General features: G+C 58.7%; 28 protein-coding genes. 13 read left to right on the forward strand and 15 right to left on the reverse strand.

The window, feature by feature from the left end; translation table 11 throughout:
- Together ATC00_RS33250 and ATC00_RS33255 are read left to right on the forward strand one after the other, a co-directional pair.
- A partial coding sequence (locus ATC00_RS33250; RefSeq protein ID WP_064251625.1) for a hypothetical protein occupies positions 1-537 on the forward strand: 537 nt, incomplete at its 5' end.
- Positions 534-695, forward strand: a complete 162-nt coding sequence (locus ATC00_RS33255) for a hypothetical protein (RefSeq protein ID WP_206744265.1) — start codon at positions 534-536, stop codon at positions 693-695. The genes ATC00_RS33250 and ATC00_RS33255, both read left to right, overlap by 4 nt.
- A 97-nt stretch (positions 696-792) precedes the next feature.
- Here ATC00_RS33255 and ATC00_RS32455 read toward each other — a convergent pair whose 3' ends face one another.
- Together ATC00_RS32455 and ATC00_RS00575 are read right to left on the reverse strand one after the other, a co-directional pair.
- On the reverse strand, positions 793-990 hold the full coding sequence (locus tag ATC00_RS32455; RefSeq protein ID WP_064251626.1) for a hypothetical protein: 198 nt from the start codon (positions 988-990) through the stop codon (positions 793-795).
- A gap of 740 nt (positions 991-1,730) precedes the next feature.
- Positions 1,731-2,036, reverse strand: a complete 306-nt coding sequence (locus ATC00_RS00575) for a hypothetical protein (RefSeq protein WP_064251645.1) — start codon at positions 2,034-2,036, stop codon at positions 1,731-1,733.
- A 101-nt stretch (positions 2,037-2,137) separates the two neighbouring features.
- Between ATC00_RS00575 and ATC00_RS32460 the strand changes: the two genes are divergently transcribed.
- The gene (locus tag ATC00_RS32460) at positions 2,138-2,338 is read left to right on the forward strand and encodes a hypothetical protein (protein ID WP_064251627.1); all 201 of its coding nucleotides are present in this window, start codon (positions 2,138-2,140) and stop codon (positions 2,336-2,338) included.
- A 269-nt stretch (positions 2,339-2,607) separates the two neighbouring features.
- Here the strand turns inward: ATC00_RS32460 and ATC00_RS00585 are convergent, their stop codons facing one another.
- On the reverse strand, positions 2,608-3,597 hold the full coding sequence (locus ATC00_RS00585) for a hypothetical protein (protein ID WP_234782220.1): 990 nt from the start codon (positions 3,595-3,597) through the stop codon (positions 2,608-2,610).
- Positions 3,597-4,052, reverse strand: a complete 456-nt coding sequence (locus ATC00_RS00590; protein WP_064251629.1) for a DUF3846 domain-containing protein — start codon at positions 4,050-4,052, stop codon at positions 3,597-3,599. The genes ATC00_RS00585 and ATC00_RS00590 overlap by 1 nt, the downstream gene beginning before the upstream one ends.
- Positions 4,053-4,753: 701 nt before the next feature.
- On the opposite strand from ATC00_RS00590, the gene ATC00_RS00595 reads away from it, so the two are divergent.
- The 4 genes from ATC00_RS00595 (at position 4,754) to ATC00_RS00610 (ending at position 6,597) form a co-directional block, all read left to right on the forward strand.
- On the forward strand, positions 4,754-5,275 hold the full coding sequence (locus ATC00_RS00595) for a helix-turn-helix domain-containing protein (protein ID WP_064251630.1): 522 nt from the start codon (positions 4,754-4,756) through the stop codon (positions 5,273-5,275).
- Positions 5,276-5,298: 23 nt separating this feature from the next.
- Positions 5,299-5,589, forward strand: a complete 291-nt coding sequence (locus ATC00_RS00600) for a hypothetical protein (protein ID WP_064251646.1) — start codon at positions 5,299-5,301, stop codon at positions 5,587-5,589.
- 118 nt (positions 5,590-5,707) lie between these two features.
- The gene (locus ATC00_RS00605) at positions 5,708-6,136 is read left to right on the forward strand and encodes a helix-turn-helix domain-containing protein (RefSeq protein ID WP_064251631.1); all 429 of its coding nucleotides are present in this window, start codon (positions 5,708-5,710) and stop codon (positions 6,134-6,136) included.
- Positions 6,133-6,597 (forward strand): ClpX C4-type zinc finger protein, encoded by a 465-nt coding sequence (locus ATC00_RS00610; RefSeq protein WP_064251632.1) that lies wholly within the window; start codon positions 6,133-6,135, stop codon positions 6,595-6,597. Before ATC00_RS00605 ends, ATC00_RS00610 begins: the two co-directional genes overlap by 4 nt.
- 20 nt (positions 6,598-6,617) lie before the next feature.
- On the opposite strand, the gene ATC00_RS00615 is transcribed toward ATC00_RS00610, so the two are convergent.
- Positions 6,618-7,349 carry a DUF2726 domain-containing protein gene (locus ATC00_RS00615; protein WP_064251633.1) on the reverse strand — a complete coding sequence of 244 codons (732 nt, stop codon included), beginning with the start codon at positions 7,347-7,349 and terminating at the stop codon, positions 6,618-6,620.
- 91 nt (positions 7,350-7,440) lie between these two features.
- Positions 7,441-7,683, reverse strand: a complete 243-nt coding sequence (locus ATC00_RS00620; RefSeq protein ID WP_064251634.1) for a hypothetical protein — start codon at positions 7,681-7,683, stop codon at positions 7,441-7,443.
- 102 nt (positions 7,684-7,785) lie between these two features.
- On the opposite strand from ATC00_RS00620, the gene ATC00_RS30565 reads away from it, so the two are divergent.
- Positions 7,786-7,959: a DUF3606 domain-containing protein gene (locus ATC00_RS30565; protein WP_064506640.1), complete on the forward strand. Its 174-nt coding sequence runs from the start codon at positions 7,786-7,788 to the stop codon at positions 7,957-7,959.
- A 186-nt stretch (positions 7,960-8,145) separates the two neighbouring features.
- On the forward strand, positions 8,146-8,346 hold the full coding sequence (locus tag ATC00_RS33295) for a hypothetical protein (RefSeq protein WP_072642853.1): 201 nt from the start codon (positions 8,146-8,148) through the stop codon (positions 8,344-8,346).
- Positions 8,347-8,490: 144 nt separating this feature from the next.
- Here the strand turns inward: ATC00_RS33295 and ATC00_RS00625 are convergent, their stop codons facing one another.
- Positions 8,491-8,703: a hypothetical protein gene (locus ATC00_RS00625; protein WP_064251635.1), complete on the reverse strand. Its 213-nt coding sequence runs from the start codon at positions 8,701-8,703 to the stop codon at positions 8,491-8,493.
- 315 nt (positions 8,704-9,018) lie between these two features.
- Between ATC00_RS00625 and ligD the strand changes: the two genes are divergently transcribed.
- Positions 9,019-10,014 (forward strand): non-homologous end-joining DNA ligase, encoded by a 996-nt coding sequence (ligD, locus tag ATC00_RS00630; protein WP_064251636.1) that lies wholly within the window; start codon positions 9,019-9,021, stop codon positions 10,012-10,014.
- Between the two features lie 19 nt (positions 10,015-10,033).
- On the opposite strand, the gene ATC00_RS00635 is transcribed toward ligD, so the two are convergent.
- The gene (locus ATC00_RS00635; protein ID WP_064251637.1) at positions 10,034-10,924 is read right to left on the reverse strand and encodes a nucleotidyltransferase domain-containing protein; all 891 of its coding nucleotides are present in this window, start codon (positions 10,922-10,924) and stop codon (positions 10,034-10,036) included.
- A gap of 12 nt (positions 10,925-10,936) precedes the next feature.
- Positions 10,937-11,863, reverse strand: a complete 927-nt coding sequence (locus tag ATC00_RS00640) for a patatin-like phospholipase family protein (RefSeq protein ID WP_064251647.1) — start codon at positions 11,861-11,863, stop codon at positions 10,937-10,939.
- A 222-nt stretch (positions 11,864-12,085) separates the two neighbouring features.
- On the opposite strand from ATC00_RS00640, the gene ATC00_RS32835 reads away from it, so the two are divergent.
- Both ATC00_RS32835 and ATC00_RS00645 read left to right on the forward strand, forming a co-directional pair.
- Positions 12,086-12,256 (forward strand): hypothetical protein, encoded by a 171-nt coding sequence (locus tag ATC00_RS32835; protein ID WP_162843155.1) that lies wholly within the window; start codon positions 12,086-12,088, stop codon positions 12,254-12,256.
- Positions 12,249-12,503, forward strand: coding sequence for a hypothetical protein (locus ATC00_RS00645; RefSeq protein WP_234782221.1), 255 nt, complete (start codon positions 12,249-12,251; stop codon positions 12,501-12,503). The genes ATC00_RS32835 and ATC00_RS00645 overlap by 8 nt, the downstream gene beginning before the upstream one ends.
- A gap of 55 nt (positions 12,504-12,558) precedes the next feature.
- On the opposite strand, the gene ATC00_RS32465 is transcribed toward ATC00_RS00645, so the two are convergent.
- Positions 12,559-12,939 (reverse strand): hypothetical protein, encoded by a 381-nt coding sequence (locus ATC00_RS32465; protein WP_156911502.1) that lies wholly within the window; start codon positions 12,937-12,939, stop codon positions 12,559-12,561.
- Between the two features lie 110 nt (positions 12,940-13,049).
- Between ATC00_RS32465 and ATC00_RS00655 the strand changes: the two genes are divergently transcribed.
- Positions 13,050-13,712, forward strand: coding sequence for an SOS response-associated peptidase (locus ATC00_RS00655; protein WP_064251639.1), 663 nt, complete (start codon positions 13,050-13,052; stop codon positions 13,710-13,712).
- A 61-nt stretch (positions 13,713-13,773) separates the two neighbouring features.
- On the opposite strand, the gene ATC00_RS00660 is transcribed toward ATC00_RS00655, so the two are convergent.
- Genes ATC00_RS00660 through ATC00_RS00680 form a run of 5 tightly spaced genes read right to left on the reverse strand, consistent with a single transcriptional unit; the run spans position 13,774 to position 21,306 of the window.
- Positions 13,774-14,484 carry a hypothetical protein gene (locus tag ATC00_RS00660; protein WP_064251640.1) on the reverse strand — a complete coding sequence of 237 codons (711 nt, stop codon included), beginning with the start codon at positions 14,482-14,484 and terminating at the stop codon, positions 13,774-13,776.
- A 28-nt stretch (positions 14,485-14,512) separates the two neighbouring features.
- Entirely contained in the window at positions 14,513-15,703 is a 1,191-nt protein-coding gene (locus tag ATC00_RS00665; protein ID WP_064251641.1) for a GIY-YIG nuclease family protein, read from the reverse strand.
- Positions 15,696-17,756 (reverse strand): DEAD/DEAH box helicase, encoded by a 2,061-nt coding sequence (locus ATC00_RS00670; protein ID WP_064251642.1) that lies wholly within the window; start codon positions 17,754-17,756, stop codon positions 15,696-15,698. Before ATC00_RS00670 ends, ATC00_RS00665 begins: the two co-directional genes overlap by 8 nt.
- Entirely contained in the window at positions 17,753-18,535 is a 783-nt protein-coding gene (locus tag ATC00_RS00675) for a hypothetical protein (RefSeq protein WP_064251643.1), read from the reverse strand. The genes ATC00_RS00670 and ATC00_RS00675 overlap by 4 nt, the downstream gene beginning before the upstream one ends.
- Positions 18,532-21,306, reverse strand: coding sequence for a class I SAM-dependent DNA methyltransferase (locus ATC00_RS00680; protein WP_064251644.1), 2,775 nt, complete (start codon positions 21,304-21,306; stop codon positions 18,532-18,534). Before ATC00_RS00680 ends, ATC00_RS00675 begins: the two co-directional genes overlap by 4 nt.
- Between the last annotated feature and the right edge of the window lie 525 nt (positions 21,307-21,831).

Genomic DNA, 21,831 nt, shown 5'->3' on the forward strand with positions numbered 1-21,831 from the left:
ATGAGAGCTTCCCTTCTGTTGCTCGTTCAATGGCACATTCAGAAAGCCCCGATCTCGGCGCAAGTGATCGTCATCCGGTCAATTGAGAGCGCGGGCTTCCTCCGCCTGCGTTTCGGCTGGCGGCTCATGCCGGCCGCTCGCCGGGCCACCGCGGCCGCGCGGCTGCGGCGGCGCTTTTGGGGAGTTGCGATAACGGCTTCAATGCTTGCTATCGGACAGCGGAATGCCCCTGAGGTGAGCGAAAATGCGAAACCAGAATTCGTGGTCCGCGTCTCGACGATCGACGTAGGCATCAAGCGCGCAATGAGCCACGGCCGTCGTGGCATCGACACCGTACAGTTCTACAGCGGCTTCGATGGCGCTTTCATGATCGAAATTACCTGCAAAGATGCTTTTCATGCGGTCATACCTCATCCTTTCCTCGAGCTGGCCTGTCCCATGAAGCGCGTGCCCTCATCAGTCCACGAGATGGATGTTCGACTTCCTGCAAGCGGTCCACCCAGCATGACAGGCGTGTTGATCTCGACCAGGCCGTGATCGAGGAGAACGCGAAGTCGGCGCCACGGAAGGTCGATTTCCTCGCCCCGGGCGATCAGCGCCATGTCCTCCTGAACCTGCTGAACCGCGTTGCTCGTCATGTTCACGAAGTCTTCCATTGCTGGTTGATGACCAATGCTCGCCCATTCAATCTGTGATTTCAAGCGTCAGTATGCAATATCTCCGGAGGAGATATGCGGCAGCAATTGAGCCACGGCGGAAAGCCGCGCCCTGCGATGCAGGGCGCGGCCCTTCTCACTTAGGCTTGTTGTCATTGTCGGCCTTGGCGTTGAAATCGCAGTGGTAGCTGACCTCGACCTTGGCGATGGGCGGAAGCGAGACCGCGACCGAGATCTTTAACTGGCCCTTGTGGGACAGTTTGGCGACTTGCCGATTGATGTAGAGGCGAAGGCGGCGACCGGTTTTCTGGCAGAAGGTTACGAGCGCTTTCATGAGGGTGACCCTCCTTAGTGGTTGTGCGTAATCGCGAAGCTCGAATACGGCAGGCACGGCCGAGTGCACCGCGGAGCGGTCGCAACGGAGCGAAGCCGAGAGGAGAACCCTTTAAGGTTGCACGCGAAGGCCGGGCCTGACGTATCGTGCGCAGCATTAGATTGCGCATAGGCACTAAGGAGAGGCCGGGGAAGCGCGGCCTTCGTAGCCTCGGCCGCCGCCTTCGCCGTCAATCGGCAAGTCGCCATCCGGCCGCCAGGCCGGAATCTCGCGGTCTCGCTGCAGCGCCAGGCGCGCACCAGGTCTTCAACAGCCGACAACGACAACAAGCCGAAGTGAGCCGGCACGCTTGCGGGGCGGCCGCCGCGGATGGGGAGGGGAGCACGAGGGGAGGGGTGTCAAGGGCGCTCCTCGTTCCGTCCCTGGCCCGCTCGATGCGGGCGCTTGGGACGGCCGGAGCGCTTTGAAATTCGAGCGAAAATCGCCTATATTGATTTCCGGAGTGGGGACGAGCCTTGCGGCCCGCCCCCGTTTCCTAGAGCCAGAATTGGACTCGGATCCGCACTTGCCAGGTGGTCCGGGTCCTTTTCACGTCTAGGGTGATGCTAAGTGGTAGGTACCACATGCAGCACCTCCGGTTCGAGGGCGAGGCCGTCGCCTCGGTCGGGGTGGCCCATCCTCCCCGAATGCGCCGCTGGCTCGGCGCTGCTGCTTCCGCCGTCGAAACTGATCTCTACGTTTTACAGCACTATGCCGAGTCGTTCACCAAGGCTCGGCGGGTGCCGCGGTCCCGCTTCCTTGAGCATCGCCAGCATCATTTCCCTCGTCAGGCCACGGACCTCGTAGCCTCGCGCCCGGGCGGCCCCTATGATGGATTCCAGGGTCGGGTATTCCTCAAGAAATGCGCCTAACCAAAGAGCACATTCGTCGGTTTCCGGGTCTGGCAACGCCTGTAGAAAGAAGGTCCGCAACGGCCGATCGTAGCCAATCGTCCCTTCCTCGTCCGTTGTCGTCCCATTCGTGATCTGCACGGTGTATCGGCTCAATTTCCGCTCCTGTAGCTCATGCTGCGGGCCGCGCCGTCGAATAGCGCGGCCAATCATTGGTTGCAGTCTTAATATCCTCCACACGTTTTCTAAAGCCGGAAATGCGCGACCAACGCCTGATTGGCGCGGTGGCAGGCAAGCGCGAAGGCGACGATTTGCGCGATCAAGTCCGGATCGGCCGCGCCCGCCCTTTTCGCCCGGTCGGCGAAGTCCTCGGCGAGCTCGCCGTCCTCCTCGCCGACATGGTTGTTGCCAACAATCCACGAAATCTGTGCGGTTGGGACTTCGAGCCGGGGGCTTGATCGGAACGGCAGAAATCGAGCCCTTCCGGGTGCTCGCTGCGGCTGCCGCCTTCTCTGCCTCGGCTTCGGTCGGAAAATAGGCCATGACCAATTTCCGGCGCTGCGCGTCGGCGGCGCTGATGAAAGCGTGCCCGCCGTCCTCGGTCTTATACAGCGCCCAATCGGCGGCAGTGCCGCCGAAATAGGGGTCGCCCTGGCCGTAAAACTCCATTGCGGAATAGATCGTGTCGACCATCGGAACTGTCCTCTTCTTGGATAGGGGCGAGTTATCAGGCTGCGCTGATCGTCTTCAACACGCGCTGCGCGGCGTAGCGTCCGGCTTCGTTCAAGTGCCGTTGCCATGCGCCCTGAGACGGCGACCAGCGGAAGCCGTTCGCCTTCAGCGCCCGCCGCGTCGGATCGTCCGGCTTGCCGGGAAAGATCAACTGGATCCGCGCAATGTCGGCGTTCTCCTTGATCTCGACGGCGCCGGCGCTCGTCTCGACCTCCTGGCTTTGAGTGCCGCGTTCCTTCATCCTTGCAAGCGCCGCAAGGCGTTGCTGCAGGCGGCGGAGTTCGGCGCGGCGGTTGGTCGTGGTGAAGCCGCGCCGGGACTGCCACGGGGCTAACTTGATGCCTCTGGCTGCGGCGTCAGCGGAAAGGCCGGTATGGGCCACAACGGCGGAAATCATGTCCTCTTCGCTGGAAAGGTCCTTCTCCATGCGCCGGATGATCGCGTTCGCGGCCTTCATCCGGTCGATGGAAAGCGCCAGCTCCTCGATCCGCGTCATAATCCTTTGCAAGGCTGACGGATCGCCGGAACGGGTCGGCTCATCATCCGCGCCATACGGGAACGCCTTCCGCTTGGCAGCCTTGCGGGCCATTGCCTCGTGCGCCTTCAAATCGGCGCGGCGGGCGTCCGAAATCCGCATGCGCTTTTCGTTGCGGGCCACGGGAAAGCGGGCAGGGCCGGTAATAAACCAGTTCATGCAACGGCCTTCCGCCGCCCAATAGCGGCGCGTCAAATCGACATGCCGCCGCGCGAAGGCTTCGATTTCAGCCTCCGGGATCGGCTCGCAAGCCTTGTTCCAAAGCTCCACGACATAGGCGCCAAACTGGTTCAACCGCTCGGCCAGGTCTGCAAGCTCTGACCTTGCGCGCCGGTCGGGAAAGTGGGTGAGCGCATGAAACTGCGGCTCGATGTCCTCCGCCGCAATGGTTGCGGCGAAGGCTCCTGCGACGATGGCGAGGATGTTGTTTTCGAGGGCCGCGATTTTCATCATGCCTCTCCCTCGACAAGGGTAGGGGCGCGGCGCTCGATGCGGCATTGCAAACCTGCGAGCGCACCGGCGATGATGATACCGCCCGGTGAAATCTCGTCTGCCTTTGCAAAAACCGGGTCCAGGACCGGGCGGCAGCATTTGAAATGCTTGGCCACATCCTCAAGGCTGATGAGGGGGGACGTGTAAGGCGTGCTGCCATCGCCTCCGACAAGCACGATCTTGCCTGCAATCGGCTGCGGGAAGCCCTCAAAGATCGTGAAGGCGGTCAACCCGTCCTGCAGTCCTTCCTCGTCGACGAAAAGCGTGTGCCGCTCGTCGAACCGCACGACTTCCAACAGGCGGCAGCCAATAATCGCGTAAAGCGGCCGGATGCCCAGATCGACCTGAAGCTCTACCGGCTTAAAGATCGTGGTTTCCGGGTCCAGCACATAAGCGGTGTTTGCTCTTACCATTTTCTAGCCCTTTCCTTTCCGCGAAGCGGTCTAGCTCTTGCCCGAGGGGCAGGAGCCCCGCTCCTGCTCCCCGAGCTCGCGCGGAGCAGCGGGAGAGAGGGAGGCAAGGGAACAAAACGGAGGGGGTTCGCCCGCCCGAGGCCAAAGCCGAAGGGGCGACGCAAAATCCGCGCATGCGGATTCGTCGATCCTGCACGGAGCGAGCCGGAGGCGAGGGGAGGAAGGACGGGGAGACCGTTTTTTCCCTTGTGAGGGAGAGAGGGCAGCGCCCTCTTTCCCTCCTTAAGGAAGGCAAAGTCGGCCGTCTGGCGGCCGCCATTTCAGATACGAGAAGGGCCGCCCTGGCTCGTAGATCAGGACGGCCCCGTGGTGCATGACAAGAAGGGCTAGCGACTTGCCACGACCAACTCTCGATTGTCGTTGCCGGTTGGCAATATGCTGATTTCACCGCAAGCTGTAAACGGCTTTCAGAAGCAATTTGATGCAGTCATGACGTGAAGGCCGCCAGGCGGCCCTTGCGCAACCGATCGTTACCCTATTGGGCGAAGAACGCTTTTTTGCGGTCTTCGTGCAGAAGGCATAGAGCGGGGTCGCGCCAGCGATGCGCCAAATTGATACCACCCAAGACGTTTTGAGGGTTCCAAGAACACAACCACTTCCCTTAAAGTGGTCTGCACCATGAACAACCACCGGTAGGATGAATGGCAGGACCGTCGCTGGAGCAATGGATCTCGGATCGCGGATTGCAGCAAGTCAATGATCCGGACGTTGACAAACCAGTGTATCGGCTGCCACCCCCCGACGGTCGAATTACACTCAGCGCCGCGCTGGAAGAAAATATCTGCGCCAGCATCCGGGAAGCCCGCGAGAGGCGAAATCTCTCCCGGTCGAAACTGGCGCCCCTGCTTGGTCTCAGCGAAGCGGTTTACGCCCGCTACGAAACAAGCGTTTCCCGCCTGACGGTAGGCCGCCTGATTCATCTCTGCGAGGTGCTCGGGGCAAGTCCGGAAGAGCTTCTAGCGCCGGCAGCTCTCTATCTGTGGGGCGAAAACCAAACCAAAGTGGATCTGCTCCTGGCCTGCATCGACAAGCTGCGAGCTTTCGACGACGAAATCTTGCAGGACGTTTTCAGCTTGCTCAATCGGCTGGGCGAGACCGGCAGAAGCGGCCGCGGCGGGAATGGCGCGGCGTCAGCCGCGCCTTTGCTCGCCCCGGGCCGCTGAACCTTTGAAGAGGATGAATGGACATGGCGGAACCTGAATATGGGCGGCTTATGTTGGAGAGTGAGATCCCCGCCTTTGTCGACGCGGTGATCGAGGCCGGCTGCGACATCTGCGCGATCGGCCACGACTCCTACGTTCTCGGCGACCTCGAGGAAATGGACGCCGCGGCCGACGAGCTCGCCCGTATCGATGAAGTTTTCGGGGACCGGGATTTCCTCCTGCTGGAAATTGTCGCATATCTTCGCTCCTTCGGCCGATACCTGGAGCCAGGCCCATCGCCGGGGCACTGGACTGAAAACGGCAAAATTCACTGAAAAGCGGGAGTGTTCATTGGGCTGGTCACGCTGTAGGAGCGTCGCCCAGAAACGGAGAAAATATCAGAACTGCGATTGGACGGGGGAGGGGACCAATCGATAAAGGACGGAGAATTTCATGCTGACACGCACCTCTGAGAGAAAGCAGCCCGAATCTGTAGACGTTCATGTCGGCCGACGCATTCGCATGCGTCGGGTTTGGATGGACATGACACAGGCAGCCCTCGGCGAAGCGATCGGGGTAACCTTTCAACAGGTGCAAAAATACGAGAAGGGGACCAATCGCGTCGGAGCGAGCCGCCTGCAACAAATCGCGGACGTGCTGGAGGTCCCTGTCTCGCATTTCTTCGAAGCATTGCCCGGTGGAGCCGAGAACGGCGCCGGCGTCGCCGGCGCCCGTTCAGTGCTCAACCCGGAGCTTACGGAATTCGTTTCGAGTGACCAAGGCATGGCCCTCATTCGCTCCTTTAGTCGGATCAAGGATGACAAGGTCCGCGCCCGGCTCATCAATCTCGTGAAAGCCCTTGCCGAACAGGACCGGTCATGAGTGAGCGTAGCCCATCCATTCCCGAGCGGTTGCGCGCCGCGCGAAGGATCCTCTTCGGGAGGGGCGATAATGCCATCGTCTGCAGCTTTTGCGGCGAGGACCGGCATGGCGACGTGCGCAACATCGTTACCGGCCCGGGCGTCGCGATCTGCGGAAAGTGCGCTCAAATTGCCGGTGAGTGGTGCGCCGTGGCATCGCTAAAGCCAGAGGCCGGCAACGAGATAGACACCTTCCCGATTTTCGAGCACCCCGTCTCACTGCTTCCGAGTTTCCGCGCGGACATTGCGGAGGAAATGGAGCGGTGCGCAAGCGCACTTTCCTGCAAACTGCATGGGTGGGGATATGGCCGCGGTTACGGCGAGTTGTACGATGCGCTGTCCGTTTTCGTCGAAAGGCCGAAAGGGACGAACACCGCGATCTTCCGAGAGACCTTCATTAGGATGCTACTGTCGCGACGGTAGCAACCGAACGGTGACGAGCGTCAGCTCGGGCGGCTTGCCGGCCTGTCCACCAATTTCTCGATCAACCGTCGAAGCTCGGCGGGGGTCGTTTGGCCGGCGACGACTTCGTAATAGCCGATTCCGGCGCGTCGAAGCGCCTCCTTCTTCACCGCGTCGCGCGCGGCCGCGGCGCTCTGGTGATGCGCCCCGCCCTGATATTCTATTGCGTGGCGAGGCTTGCAGTCACCGTCGACCAGGAGGAGGTCGACCCGTTTCGAGTTGATGCAGCTATGGGCGAGTGGATCCTTGCTGCGGATGATTTCGCCCAATGAAACTTGCGCCATCACCTGCCAGGCCGGGTTGCAGCCGATCACGATCCGATCGAGTTCCTTGAACACGCGCGCTTCGCTCCTGTTGAGAAGTGGCTGGATCGTGAAGTTGGCGCCCATCACGATCCGCAACTGTTCCGCAGCATCGGGCCTTTTAGCCGGCTCCGGCACGAGTGCCGGAAGCCAAGGCCCGGCGACGACGCTCGGGCCGAGACGTTTTTCTTGCCACCGTGTTTGGTTCCTAGCCTGCCACGCCTGCCGGCGCATTCCGGAGAACCACTGTTCAACGGCCATGCCGACGATCACGCCGACGAAAAGAGCGGCAATCAGCAGCTCAGGCTTCTCGAAATCTTTGACGGTCATACCGCCGGAGGCGAACACCGCGACTGTTCCGATAACGAGCCAAGGTGCCGCGAAAAGCACCGACTTCTGGCGATAGTGCATGCCCCTCTCCGCCATTTCGCGAGGAGATCGTAAGCGCGGGGCGCACTTGCGAAAAGCTACACAAAAGAGTTAGCCCCAGTCCTTTGCCAAATCAGGCAGGCTCCGGACTCTTGGCGAGGGGTCGGTCACCGCCTCCATCTCCGTCGTCGCCTTCGTCCGGCCACCATCCCTGCCAGTCATCGCCGAGCGCATCCTTTGCTTGCTGGCCGTCGAGGCGGGTCAAGAGCCTTTGCAGCAGTTGGTGCTCCGTGATGCCGCTTTCAGGTGGGAGGAAGGCGGCGATGTCACGCTGGCAATCCTCGATCAGCTTCTTCATTTTCTGCGGGTCGGCCATGACTTGCCTCCTGGACGGGATCAACCTGGGACCATGGCGAGGGTTCCGATCTTGCCGCTATCCAATCGGCTCCTATCCTTTTAAATGACGATGGAGGAGCATATGGCAGACGATCCGAAAAAGCAGGGCCGCGACCGCAAGCTGGCTTCCACACAGGAGCACGAAGTAGCCTACATCATAAAGACGGCTGGCGTCACACGGCAGAAGGCCCTCGAGGCGATCCGCGAGGCTGGCCCGAGTCGCGAAAAGGTGATGCAATACCTCGGCAAAAAATAAACGGTTTCAGAGTACCACCCAGGCGAATACGAAAAATCGCGACCACTGCCAGGATCGTGAGGGCGCTGAGGACGTACTTTGAGCGAATCGAAACCTCGTCGCGGGATCGCCCAACCGCATGAGTGGTCTAAGACTACTGTGAATCATGCAATTGCGCGCTGCCCCTTGACCTGATCTTATGCCGGCATGGACACGAAACTTGCAGATTTGAAACTCACGCCATGGGTCCTCACCGAGCTAAACCAGCACGGATATGAGGTGATCGGAGACATGCAGCATCTATCTTCAGTAGAGATTCTGCGGATACCTGGAGTGTGCGGACAGGACTGGCGCAAAATTGCCAAGGCTTTGGGGCGAGAGCCATATCCTGACCGGAAGAAGCGCTGAGGGCTTAAACCTTTTCAACAACTTGCTCGACAACTTCAGTGGATCTGCCACAATGAAGCAGCCAACATAATTGGCATTAAACTATGAGCTCGTTGGCCCCCTCATTCTACCTCGCCTTCGGGCTCATTTTTTCTGTCGCGGAATTCAAGCTGCCGGTTTGAGCATTTGCCGAAGAGCATCTGCCTGGGTGACCCCGCTTTGAAAAAGCTGAATGAGCCTCGCCGCGAGATCGGCGGCTTCCTCACAGTCCCTCTTCAGCCCTCTGATGCCGATCTCCTCGTCAAATATGACCTGTAGGAATTCGAGGTCGCTCGGCGTCAGGAAATGCCGGTCGCCTGAGTAGAGTGAACCGATCATGGCGCGATGCCTCTCTCGGAGCGCGGAGAACGCAGCGCCCGGGTAGTTCTACTACCATGAGGATTGTAGCTCGACTGAGTGCGATTACCAGTCGCGGCAAGTTGCTGGAATTCCGGCTCATGCAAGCTTGCAGTGTCTTCGAGTCGCGAAAGCAGCCGTGTATCAGCGGCAGAAGGCGCGCTCCCCCAATTTCAAAGCAAGGAAACGGAGTGGGCCATCCTCTCTGCACTCGGAATGATGCGGCGGCTCATCGATTGCCTGGGCATGCGACACGCGTCGCTGCGACGCTTTGGCGGTGCTTTGCGTTAATTGCGCATGGCCAGAGCATCGAAGAAGCCACCACCTGAGCCGCCAGACCCCATGCCGGCGAGAATCGACCCCTGTTTGGCTATACTCGTCGATAAGCCTCCCAAGGGGCCTGATTGGGCTTTCGAGGTGAAGTGGGACGGCTACCGCCTGGCCGTGCACATTGAGCCAGGGCGAGTGCGCATCATCACACGTGGCGGCTATGACTGGCGAAGCAAGTTCCCGTCGATCGCCGATGACGCGCGGCGCCTTGCCGTGAAAACGGCCATCCTCGACGGTGAAGCTGTCGTGCTCGACGACAAAGGACGAGCCGACTTCGGCATGTTGCAGCGCGCCCTTGGTCGTCTACCATCCCCCTATGACGCCGGCGCGATCGTCTTCTACGCCTTCGATCTCCTATATCTGGACGGACGCGATCTGCGGCGATTGCCGCTGCGTGAGCGGCGACGGTTGCTTGAGGAGATCGTTGCCGGGGGCGAGGGTGCCATTCGCTTGTCGGAAGAAGTGGAGGCGGACGGCGACGAGTTCCTCCGCGCCGCCTGTGCGCATGGCCTCGAAGGCATTATCGCAAAGCACCGCGAGCGCCCCTATCGTTCAGGCCGGGGTGACTCGTGGCGAAAGATCACCTGCAAGCGCCGCGACAGCTTTGTGATCATTGGCTTCGAACCGTCAGTCGTGCCTGGCGCGATCGGAAGGTTGTTGCTGGCGGCGCGGAAAGGCAGTGGCCTCGTCTATGTCGGCGGATGCGGAACCGGCTGGTCAAACCAATTGTCTGTCGACCTGCGGAAGCTGCTCGAAAGCATCGCCACGGAAAAGCCGGCGGTGACCCTTCGGCGCAAAAATGCGATCTTCACCGAGCCGCTGCTCGTAGCCGAGGTCGAATATCGCGCCTGGACCGAGGATGAGAAACTTCGTCACGCATCCTTCAAGGGCGTGAGAGAGCGGGCGGACGATGCGACTGTGCATAGTTTGGATGAACGACCAATTGGTGGAGGGGACCTGTGAAAATTCCTTGAGGGCAAGCTCACCAGTTGTTCCAAAAGTCGAGGACACGATCAAGGAACAGCTCGCACTTGTCAGGGTCCCAGCTCGTCCGGGTGTCTTTCCACAGGAGGTAATATTGCTCGTTGGCACAGACGAGCTTGCTACGGTCGGTCTTGGCAAGCCAGGCAAGCGCATGCGTTAACGTGTGAGCATAGGTCGTGCCGAAAAGATCGGTCGGCACGTTGTAGAGCATCCCTTCCAGGTAGTATGACGGCGCTAGGCCTTCTTCAATTACTCCGTCATTGACCATCCTGTTCCGCATGTTCTTCAAGATGCGAACGGCCGGCTTCAGCCACCCTCCCGTCTGCTGGTGCTTCCAAGTTAGGTTATCAGAGTGCTGCCTAGGGTAGTTGATGATGCGCGTACCGTCGGGAAAGAAGAAGCAGATGCCTTCAACATAGTCCTGATCGTTCATCGAATTGAACTTACGGTACTTGCGAAAGGATACGCATGGAAGAACGTCCGCGTCCCGGCGGTTGCCGTTACCGGCAACGTAAAGGGCCTTATTGCCGGGATGTACGGCCGATCCGTACTTAGTAAAAAGCCAGCTTAGCACATCCTTCTTGAAGTCCGCATAGCCGTACTCGACGTTCGCAAACGCGCTGTCGAAGTCCGTTTTGGCCATCTCCGACAGGTTTTCCAAGCTGTAGTTGAATGTACTATCGAGCCGTATCACCAAGTCCACATCGCTATCAGCATAGACGTTGGTGTCGTTGCCATAGGAACCCTGGAGAAGGATCGTGAAACTCTTGGCGTGGTACGGGGACGCAGGATCTTCCAGCACGGCTTTGAGACTCGCGTAGGTGTTCTTCGATTGCGTAACCGATCCTTGCGCCGACCAAACGTCTAGCTGCGCCTCCGGAATGGCCATGTGAAATCCCCTTTAAAGCAAAAATTCCTTGAGCTGCGCTTCCCTTGAAGCGAACGATTCCATTCCCCGCAGACGCAACATATTCAGCTTCCCCATGTCGTGCTCGAAAAGGTCGGTAGCCAGTTCCGGCTTCTCGAACGTGTCGCTAATACGGACGGTCTCGATGTGCTTGAACAGGATGGCCCGTAGCTGGTCCATAGACTCCGTGTTTATGCTGAGCGTCTTTTGAAGGAGCTGGACGCTTAGCACCTTGTTAAACCACCAGCTTTTATGGAAGATGCTGAGTTTCGGCTCAGGATAGTTCCCCACTCCGATGCTAACGACGCGCACTTTCTCCGGCGGCACCTTCATGGCGATCGTCGCGTCGGCAATGGCGTAGAGCGTGGGATTGTTGGCACAATAGCCACCGTCGATTAGTTCGATGTCAACTCCGGCTGAAGTTGTGATTATTTTCTTCTCAAAGAATGGGTAGGCCGAACATGAGGCTTGAACGGCATCTCCTATCGTGACGGCGAAGCCAGGCACCCAGGTCCCATGCCTGCCATGAGCCTGCTCGATGTTGCCTTTAAAGATCATTGGCTTTTCGATGGCCCACTTCGCGGCGACGATGCCGACGTTAGTCTTCACCTCGTCGAATTTTCGCTCCCCGAAGACCTGCCTGGAAAGCTCGGCGAGCGCGGCTGACTTCTCGTGAGGCTTCTTCCGTGCGACGACCGACACAACGTGCTCTTTGTAGAGGCTGTAGATCTCATCGATGCTGTATCCGAGAGCCAAGAGCGCGGCAATGATCGAGCCGGTGCTCGTGCCAAATATTAAATCGAACCGCTCATACAGCCGGCGCCCAATCAGACCTTCGATTTCGTGAAGAACCCCAAGTGTGTAGAAGCCCTTGGCTCCCCCACCATCTAGACTGAGCACTCGAAAATATTGTTCGCTCATTTGACGCTCACCGCTGAGTCCCGCTTTAATTTGGCAGAGTTGCATTTTATTCGCCAGAAAATGTGAAGTTGTCCCCAGATTGAAGAACTCCGTCCTCCTAGGCTCCACTGTGAGCAGCCGGCGCTGTGCCGGTATGGCGGGCTGACAGCGGCTACTACCATTGACTACCGCCGACAATGAGAACATTTTAGGAACAAATTCACATACGACGGCAGGGTGTCAATGAGCGATGAAGCAGGCTCGAGCGCGCGCACGGAATCGGTCCATCACGAGCACAGGTGCGAGCATCCTGGCTGCAAGAAGTGGGGCAGCTTCGGCTTTGCAGCAGGCAAATCCGAGCCGCGCTGGTTCTGCATGGAGCATCGGCCGGAGTGGAAGCCGAAACATGCCTAGATTCGGCACATGGTGGCTGTCGGAGCGATTGTACTGGAAGAAGATCCGCGTCACATGCGAGTGCGGCGTAATGAGGCAATACGACGCCAAGGCGCTCTTTGATCGGATCGGCGATCGCAGCATGCCGGCACTCCTCGGCGAAATCTCGGCCGCGATCGGCTGCGAAAAGAGCGCGAATGTGTACCGGGATCGTTGCAAGCTCACCTATGAGATGCCCCCAGGAGAGTTGTCCGCCTCTCGACACTGAGCCGGCTGGTGATGCGGCCCCAGCCGGCGCCCCTGACGAGATCACTTTCGCGAACTTACCCGAATGGTGCAACGTTCTTTGCAAGTGCCAGCGGTGCGGTCACATCGACCGCCTGAATCGGCGTGCGTTGGCTGCGCGGTTCGGCAAAGGTCAGAGAATCCTTCGCCTCGAGCGGCGAATGCGATGCAAGGTGTGCGAAAACCGCGATGGCAACACAATTTTCGTAGGAAAGCCCCGACGATAAGGAGGAGGGGCGATGCGTCATCGGCGCGGAATCGATCTGATCCCTGAAAAGGGAGCCATTGAACCGGATCGCGGTATCGGCCACCTGCGGCTCGCCGATCTCGCGGACGATCAACTGCTCGGCGCGCGCTGCTCCAGGTGCGACCACAACCAATGGGTTGACCGATGGGCCATCGCTGGAAAGTATGGTCACGACATCACGCTTGACGAGCTCCGTCCGCTGCTCAAATGCACCAAGTGCGGGAACACGGAAGGCAACGGATTTCGGATCGGCAGGGCGCACCGCGACGGATAGGGGGACGTATGTGCAATCGGTATCGGATCGAAGTTGAGTTTGACGAGCTGTGGCACGCGGTCAGGCCGCACCGCGATATGACCAACCGGGCTAATCCAACCACCGAAGTGTTTCCCGACAAACCCGGGCCGGTCATCCGCAACAACGCCGAAGGCGAGCGCGAACTAGTGAATCTGACCTGGGGGATGCCGTCGCCGCCTTTCGTCACAAAGGGCAAACCGGATTACGGTGTCACCAACATTCGCAACATCGATTCACCCCACTGGCGGCGCTGGCTGGCGCCGCAATACCGCTGCATTGTGCCTTGGACGGCATTCTGTGAATACGAGGACACGAAGCCAAAGAAGACGGCACGCTGGTTTGCGCTCGATAAGAGCGAACCACTCGCCTTCTTCGCCGGCGTCTGGACGCCCTGGAAGGGAGAGCGCGGATCCATGAAGAATCCGCGCGGCGGTGATCACGAGTTATTCGGCTTCCTAACCTGCGATGCCAATGAGATCGTGAAGCCGATCCATCCGAAGGCCATGCCGGTGATCCTGACGGAGCTGGCAGAGATTGAGCTCTGGCTCACCGCGGAGTGGAACGAAGCCAAGCAACTGCAGAGGCCATTCCCTTCTGACGCCATGATGCTTCAGCCGCTCGAGGGTGCAGAGCAAGAGCTCCTGATATAGCTTGTCGCGAATGCACTGGCTGACCCTGTCCGGGTCTGCTGAATCGCCAATCGTGTAGCGGTCAGGATCGCGGCACTTTGAAACCGTAGTCGGATTCCAGCATGTCGACGATCTTGATTAGGGCACGGTAGATACTCAGCTCGTTGGCGCCGAATTTATAATGGCCGGTGACAAGCTCTTCGGCTAGCAAGTCATCAAACCTGAACTTGCGCTTTTCTGCCTTGCCGCCGCGCAGCATCGTTACAGGATAGCGGAACGACCGGCCTTCCCCCTCCCACACGCCCCATGAGCTGTAATTCTGGATGTTGTCGTTGTAGCACTCGCCGCCGATGATGTTTTCCATCCGAAGCAGCAGGTCACGGATTGGGGCGATTTTAGCTCGCGTGTCCCGCACATAACGGAAATGCCTGACTCCCTCATTCACCGCATCACGCTGCGACGAGAAATCGTTTTGCTCGGCAGTCGCCCTGCGTTTCATTTCGTCGAACACCTCGCCCGGCACATCCTCAGGGCACTTTTGTAGCTCGGCATAACCGTCCGCCTCATCGGCGACAAAAGTTGCGCGATCCTCCCAAAGGTCACTGAACTCGCTGGCCCGTGCGATGATCTGATCCTTAAAAGGCAGCGCTTCGCCGAAGTCCAATTCCTCAATGGCCAGATATGCGGCGGTTTCGGACTCGATGTAGTAGTCCTGCATGTCTCGGTCACCAGGCCATGCCTTCTTCGCGGCAGCCATGATGGCTGCAAGGATCTCAGTAGGAATCTCGGCCAAAGCGTCTCTCCGATAGCAGGTGAAACCGTCAGTCCCGGTGGTCGCGTCGAACCAAACGGGCAGTTTGGGGGTCGTAGGTGAATTGCGTGATCGTGCCGTCTTTGATGCGCTCAACCGCATCATCCACAACGAAACGGGGCACAAGGAACCACTCGCGCGGGATAACGGGATTGCCGAAACGATCCTTTATCTCGATGTCCAGCCGTACCGGGTCGAAGATACGATGGATGATGTTTTCGAGCTTGGTCCGGTTGATGTTGTAAAGGTCATAAGTAGCAACGACTTCCACGTCGGCCAACAGGAAGGTTGCGTCGAGTTTCGCGTTGGCGACTCGCCGCGCTACATCGCCGCCGGTGACGCCGATCTTGTGCAAAATGTCGCGGTTGGCTGCGACGAGCGGATGGTCGGACTTGCTGCGCAAGACATAAATCGTGCCGCTCGCCAAGTCGCCGTCGTCATTCTCCCTTGAGAACAGGGGACCGACAACAGGATCGGTGATGCGCCTTCCCGCTTCGTCGCGGTGAAGGGCGCGTTGGAGCGAGCGCAACAGCACGTCGCTTTCCGTACCGTTGTCGTAGATGACGCGCAACCGGCTGTCGCGCCGGTCGTATTGTGTCTGGAACTCCTCGCCCACTTCCGCGACATAGGCGATCTGCCCGCCGACAATAAAAAACTCCCCCTGCTTGATTTCAGCCATCGTCTGGAAGGGTCGGGTCTGGCGGACGCCGGTATCGAGGTCCTTCTTCACCTGAACGAACAGCGGCCTGAACTCGTCAAAGTCCTCGCATTTCGTGCGATTAGCGATTTCCTCGGCTGCGCGCTTCTCGGCGCTGGAGCGGACATGCCGAAGCTCGGTGATCTCCGGCGCGCTCCCAGCTCCGCCGAGTTCGGCAAGAAGCTCGTCCTCGTCCATTTCCTCGACGGGTGCGGCAGGGATGATCTCCTCTCCGGCCAGAAGCCCCTGATAGTCGAGGGGAGTAAGCAGCGCGCGACTTTCCTCAAGAGCACGCAGCCGATCAAGGCGCACGGCATAGAGGCGCTCGAAGATGTCCCGGTCTTCGCCATGCTGAGGGGCGCGGCCATGCTCCTCCACAAATCGCTGGATCTCCTCAAACCCCGCGATGGCGCGCTCTTCGCGCGGGGAGCGGCCGCCTTTCTTCTCTGGCTGGGCGAAGTCGTCGAGTTCGGAGCGCAGTTCGTCGAGGTCGAGGTCACTCATAGCGGCCCTCATCCTTGAAGCGAACAAATGCAGCGGCGCCTTCTGCCATCCGCTTTTCCCAGGCATCGGTCGAGCTGATCGAAGGGAGCCGTCCGCGCTCTTTCTTGAATTTGACTGCCCGGACAGCGAGTTCCTTGGCTTCCTCCGGTGTCAGGCTCGTACGTTTGGCGGCAATGGCCGCGGCGACCTGTTTGAGGCTATCCTCGCTCATCGTCTTGGCAAGGATAGCATAAGCCTCGCCGAACGGATTGATCCGATCGATCAGGTCGATGTCCAGTTCGCGCACGTCCATCGCAAACTTGCGCACGCCGTCGATCAAGGCAGTATTCCCGCTCTGTTCGCCGTTACCACCTCCAAGAGCAATCTGTTTTGCCTGCTGGGTCAGGTTAAGGGCAGCGATGGCGTGCTGCCGCACTGCCTCCTGATCCTCTTCGTCCAGTTCGGGATATTTGTCCTTGATGATCTTGCCGAGACGCACCTGTGTCAGTTCCTCAGGCACCAATTCCTCGTCAAACAGGCCGCGCTCAATGGCGGTCTTGTCCTGAACGAAGGAGGCAATCACCTCGTTCAAGTCCTCCTGGCAGATGCGGGCGGCTTCCTTGCTCTTGGGTTCGGCGAGGCCCTTGATCTCGATCTGGAATTGACCCGTCTCCTTGTTGAAGCCGACATTACACGTGTTCGGGTCGTAGCCGTCTTCCCCATAGTCGAACCCTTCCACCGGACCACTCGCCGGGTTCTTTGGTTTGAACTCGAAGCGGGGAGCAAGCACCTGTTCCATGAGCAGGCTGGCCGCGATGGCCTTGAGCGTGTCGTTGACGGCCTCGGTAACAGCCTCCTCAGAGGCGTCTGGTTCGGCAATCAGATTGGTGAAACGCGCATGGGTCTTGCCCGGCGCGTCGCGGGTGGCGCGTCCGATGATTTGAACGATCTCGGTGAGGCTGGACCGATAGCCGACCGTCAGCGCGTGCTCGCACCAAATCCAGTCGAAACCTTCCTTCGCCATGCCAAGTGCGATGATGATGTCCACATGGTCGCGGTTGTTCTTCTGCACCGGATCTTTGAGCGCGGCGGAAACACGGTCGCGCTTGGCGGGGTCGTCGTCCACAAGATCGGCAATGCGAAGTGTACGGCCTTCCCGCGTCTTGACCAACTGAAAGCCGGTGACAGGGTCGGTGCCCTGCCAATCGCCCAACTCCTCGATGATGTGCTCAACCTCCCTGATCTTATCTTTCGTGCTTTCGCGCGAATTGACGTTGGGGATGTGAACGATGGTCTTCTCGGCCGGGTCGAGCACCTTCAGGATGTCGTCGGCATAGGAGCCCGAATAAAAGAAATAGCCGATGTCGAGCTGCTTCAGATGCTCATAGCCGTTGAGCTGCTCGTAGTAGGTGTAGGTGACGCTGTCGAATCTCGCCTCGTCGCCCGGCGCCAGCACGGCTTCGGCATCGCCACGGAAATAGGAGCCGGTCATCGCCACAATGTGCACCTGGTCGCGGGCGATGAACTGGCCCAGTTGCAGGCCCAGCTTGTTGTCCGGGTTGGCAGAGACGTGGTGGAACTCGTCCACCGCAATCAGCCGGTCGTCGAACGCCTCCACGCCGAACTTGTCGACGGCGAAGCGGAAGGTGGCGTGGGTACAGACCAACACCTTGTCGTCGGTGTTGAGGAACGCGCCGACGGAGCTGACTTTGCCGCCATTATCGCCGCCGGGCGCGTTGCAAAGATTCCATTTCGGCTGAACGGTCCAATCGGCCCAGAAGCCGAATTGTGTAAGCAGCTCGTCGTTGAAGCTCGCGCCGATGGATTTTTCCGGAACAACGATAATCGCTTGCTTGAGCCCCTGATTCTGGAGCTTGTCGAGGGCAATGAACATGAGCGCCCGGCTCTTGCCCGACGCCGGCGGGGACTTGATCAAAAGATACTGCTCGCCACGCCTCTCATAGGCGCGCTCCTGCATCGGACGCATGCCAAAAGCATTGGCTTTAGCCGAGTTGCCGTTGCGGGCGTATGATACGGAAACAGACGGGACGGATTTTTGGAAGCTGTCGGTCATTTCTTAGTAGCCTGTCGTTGGCCAGCGCGGTCATTCAAAATGGCTTTCCCAAACCAATCCGGCACCTCGGCGATTTGGGAATCAAAAACATTCTCTGGAACGCCCCGCCAAAATGCGACGATCGCGTCCGCGAACGCTTGGAACTGGTCGTCGCTCACCCTGAGGTGCGTGTGGTCACGATACTTCATGTCTGAGACAGTGCCGCTGAAACCGCTGAAAGGGGCTTCAAGGTATTCGGGATATTTATGTTGCAAATCGTCAAGGGATTTACCCTCGCCGTGCTTATAGACATTGACGACAAGTCGGCAGGCATCAAGCTTGGCGTGGTAGCCCTGGCCGCGAACTTTCCAGCCGAGGCTTTCCAAAAGCTCGGCGATCTGACCGAAATCGGCTGACCAGACTTTCTGGGCAACTCCTTTGCCACGATGCCAATGCTGAACCTCTCGCACCAGCCAATCGCGCAGTTGCTTATCCCACTCGTGGAACATCCCGGCCACTACGCTCAGACGAGTGCGGTCGCGCATGTCGCTCAGGAGTCCGTAGAACTCGATACCCGCCTGGTTGGCGGCCTCGTAGAAATCGCCGGGGTCGTGCCGGTCAGGGTCAAACCGATTACTGCTTCTCTCCAGCCATTCCTCGGCTGCCTTTTCGGCCTCAGCTTCGATGTCATCGAACTGCGACAGCAGCCGCTTGCGCGCCTGCTCGACATAGAACAGGTGCCCGTCGATCAAAGACCGGCGGAACGGCTCCCACATCTGGAACAATGCATAGCCGCTCATACCGCTGCCTTCCTTGCCTTCGTGGGTTTGCCCGAGGCAGCAGTCATCTTTGTGTAGAGATCGAACAGCTTCTCCAGCCGCTCCGTATCGTTGCGAAAGCGGCGACCGATATAGATCCGCTCCAGCACCTCGTCGTTGCGCTCGTGCGCGTCGCGCAGATCCGCAGGCATATCGTCCGGATCATAGAGGTCGGCGATCGTTGCCGGGAAATGCGCCTCGCGCGCCAGCAGAATGTCTTCGGCACAGCGCGTCAGGTCGGCCTTGTTCTTTTCGGTCAGCGTCGGGATCGGAAACGTGTTCCAGCCAAGCTTATTGGAGTATCGATAGTCGGTTTTGAACTTCCCGCAGACTGTTGCTACCCAGATGAAATGCATCCGTGAGTTGAGGATCGCCAAGTCGGCTATCGGACCATCAAATTGCGCGAAAGAAAGGTTTGTAATGATAGTGCCAGCGGGTTCCAAACCTGCTGGAATGAATTGCCGTTTCTCCGAAGTGAGCGTCGGCACCAAGGTTACGACCTCTAACCCGGTCTGCTTTATCTCCTGAAATCTGTGAGGCCGCTTTGCGCTTTCTACAGTTGCGGGCTTCGTACTGGCGAGCCGCATCGTTCGAACACCGTCGATTCGTTTCCTCAAAAATTCATCGCGCTGAATGACTTCTTCATCGGCATCGTTGAACCAGAGGGTATAGCGGACGATCCCCTTATTATGCTCGTTCGCCCCGAAGACACGCTTGAGGTATCGAGAGGCGGTGGGCGAGCAGCCGCACAACTGGTCTTTTTCTTGGCAACTAAGCAACAGGTTGCCGCCATCAACAGGTTTGCCTCCCGCTTCAATCTCATGTCGCCCTGCAGGTGGCAAGCGACGGTCCTGAACCACTATATTTGGCCCGGAAACGAGGTAGGCGTTAATGTTAGAAACGGATTGGGCCACCTGCTCGCCATCATCTGAGATCGAAAATAGTTGGCGAATGGTCGGCGTCCTTCCGATGCACACGATTACAACTGTGACACCAGCGTTGTAGCTAGCGAGGTTTGACCATTTGAAACTCGTATGAGCGAAGGCAATGTCGTGGCCGGTCGAAAAAATCAGCGGCCACAGAATCGGCACTTGCTGTCCCTGACATATGGAGTTTGTGGCGACAAAGGCTGCTACTGCCGTTGCGCGGGTGCCGTACTCCGCTGCTTTCATAAACCAGCCAGCCACATAATCGAGCGACTTCCAGTTTGACGTAAGACTCTCAAAAATTAGACGTAGGTCAGATTTCTGCTCATCGCTCTGCCATGTCGAGCCAAGGTATGGCGGATTGCCGCAAATATACGTCTCTCCCCCCTCATTCTCGAAGTCAATCTGTGCTTGGTCGAGCGGCGTGTGAAACAGGTCTTCCGCGTGATGTTTGACTCCTGTCCCCGTGGGTGGGCAGATGCTCAGCCAATCTAGACGTAGCGCATTACCGCAAGTGATCCAATTTTCCGCGTCGAGCGGCAGAAACTCGGCGAGCGCTTCCTTCTGGCCACGATAGAGCACGTCGCACTGATATTCGGCGATGATGAGGGCGAGGCGCGCGATCTCGGCCGGGAAGTCGCGCAGCTCGATTCCCCGAAAATTGGTCAACGGGATTTCCGTACGTCGACCCGGCTCACCTCGCCGCCGATTGATCTCGACTTCAATCTTCCGCATTTCCTTGTAGGCGATGACAAGAAAGTTGCCAGAGCCGCATGCCGGATCGAAAACCCTGATCTTCGACATACGCTTCCGCAGATTCAGCAGCATGCGGGGATTATCTCCAGCTTGCTGAAGCCGCTCCCTCAGGTCGTCTAAAAACAACGGGTTCAGTACCTTCAGGATATTCGGCACACTGGTGTAGTGCATGCCGAGCGCGCCGCGCTCCTCGTCGTCGGCGACGGCCTGAATCATCGACCCGAAGATGTCCGGGTTGATCTTCGTCCAGTCGAGATTACCAATATGGAGCAGGTAGGAGCGCGCGATCCGGCTGAAGCGAGGCACGTCCATGCTGCCGGAAAACAGCCCACCATTTACATAAGGGAACACGCTGGCCCAACGAGGCAGGTTCGCGGCTGGGCGGCCTTCGATCTTCGTGTTCATGGCGCGAAACAGCTCGCCGATCACCTCATGGGTATTGGACGAATCCCGCGCACTCATCTGCTCAATTGTGGCAGTGAACAGGCGGGAGCCGTTGAAGATGTCGGTGTCCTCGGCAAAGAAGCAGAAGATCAGCCGCGCCATGAAGTGGTTCATGTCGGGGCGCCGGTCGGCTGCGTCCCATTCGGGGTTTTCTTCCAGAAGCGTTCGATACAGCCGGTTCAGGCGGCTGGTGGCGCGAATGTCGAAGGAGCTGTCGCGAACCTGCTTGACTGTGGTGATGCCGGCCAGCGGCAGGAAAAAGCCGAAGTGATCCGGGAAATCCCGATAGGGGCAAGCGACCGTCTCGCCGGTTTCCAGGTCCTCGGCCTCAAAGTCCGTTCCGTCAGTGGCGAGGATGAAACGTGCTTTCGCCCTGGTCGTAGCCGGGCTTGCTTTCAGCGCGGTCAGCGTCTTCGTGACCTCACCCGGTAGGGAAACTGCGATATGGATGTTGTTATTTTGCAGGACGCCGTCCAGGTCAGACTTGTTCGATGCACCCGAGCGCAGCCGCCTAATCGTCGTTTCTTTGTTTCCGAACGCTTGCAAGAATGCATACGGAAACTCGGCAGAATCGAACGCATGCTCAGCGAGAGCTGAGATAGCCTCTTCGATCTCAACGGCGTTCATGCTGTCCCTTCTCCCAATTCACTTCCGACGCCGACACTATCCCCTCTACCGAATCAGGGAACCTGGTGATCGATCGCCTTGCCCTTGTACGCCGTTCGCCGGCTTGGATGAACAAGATGTACATGTTCCATGTCACCAAACTTGGGGATTGCTAATGCGTTGAGAACAAGCAGCGAAGCTACAGACCGAGCATGATCTAAATCGCATGGGCTTCTTCGCTTTGTCGTTGCACTTCAAGCCGCCGACTAAACGTCAACCGTGTGCCAATCCATTAGTCCGGATGCGCTAGATCGCTTGGATACCCCGACGCGCATGCGCGCGATCAAGATTCTCTGTTTCCCTCAGGGGTGTCGGCGAAGCCGGGGGATCTGTGCGAACTCATGCGCTGACTGCTCACGCTAAAACCGCCTGTGAGTTCCATAAGGTATCTTATGCGATATGTTATTGTAGCGGCATTTTAGAGATGCGACATATGAGCCAGTTAGAGATGCGACAGTCGTCGCCTCTTGGGATGCTGGTCAAACG

It is taken from the genome of Sinorhizobium americanum (genome assembly GCF_001651855.1).
Lineage (GTDB): Bacteria > Pseudomonadota > Alphaproteobacteria > Rhizobiales > Rhizobiaceae > Sinorhizobium > Sinorhizobium americanum.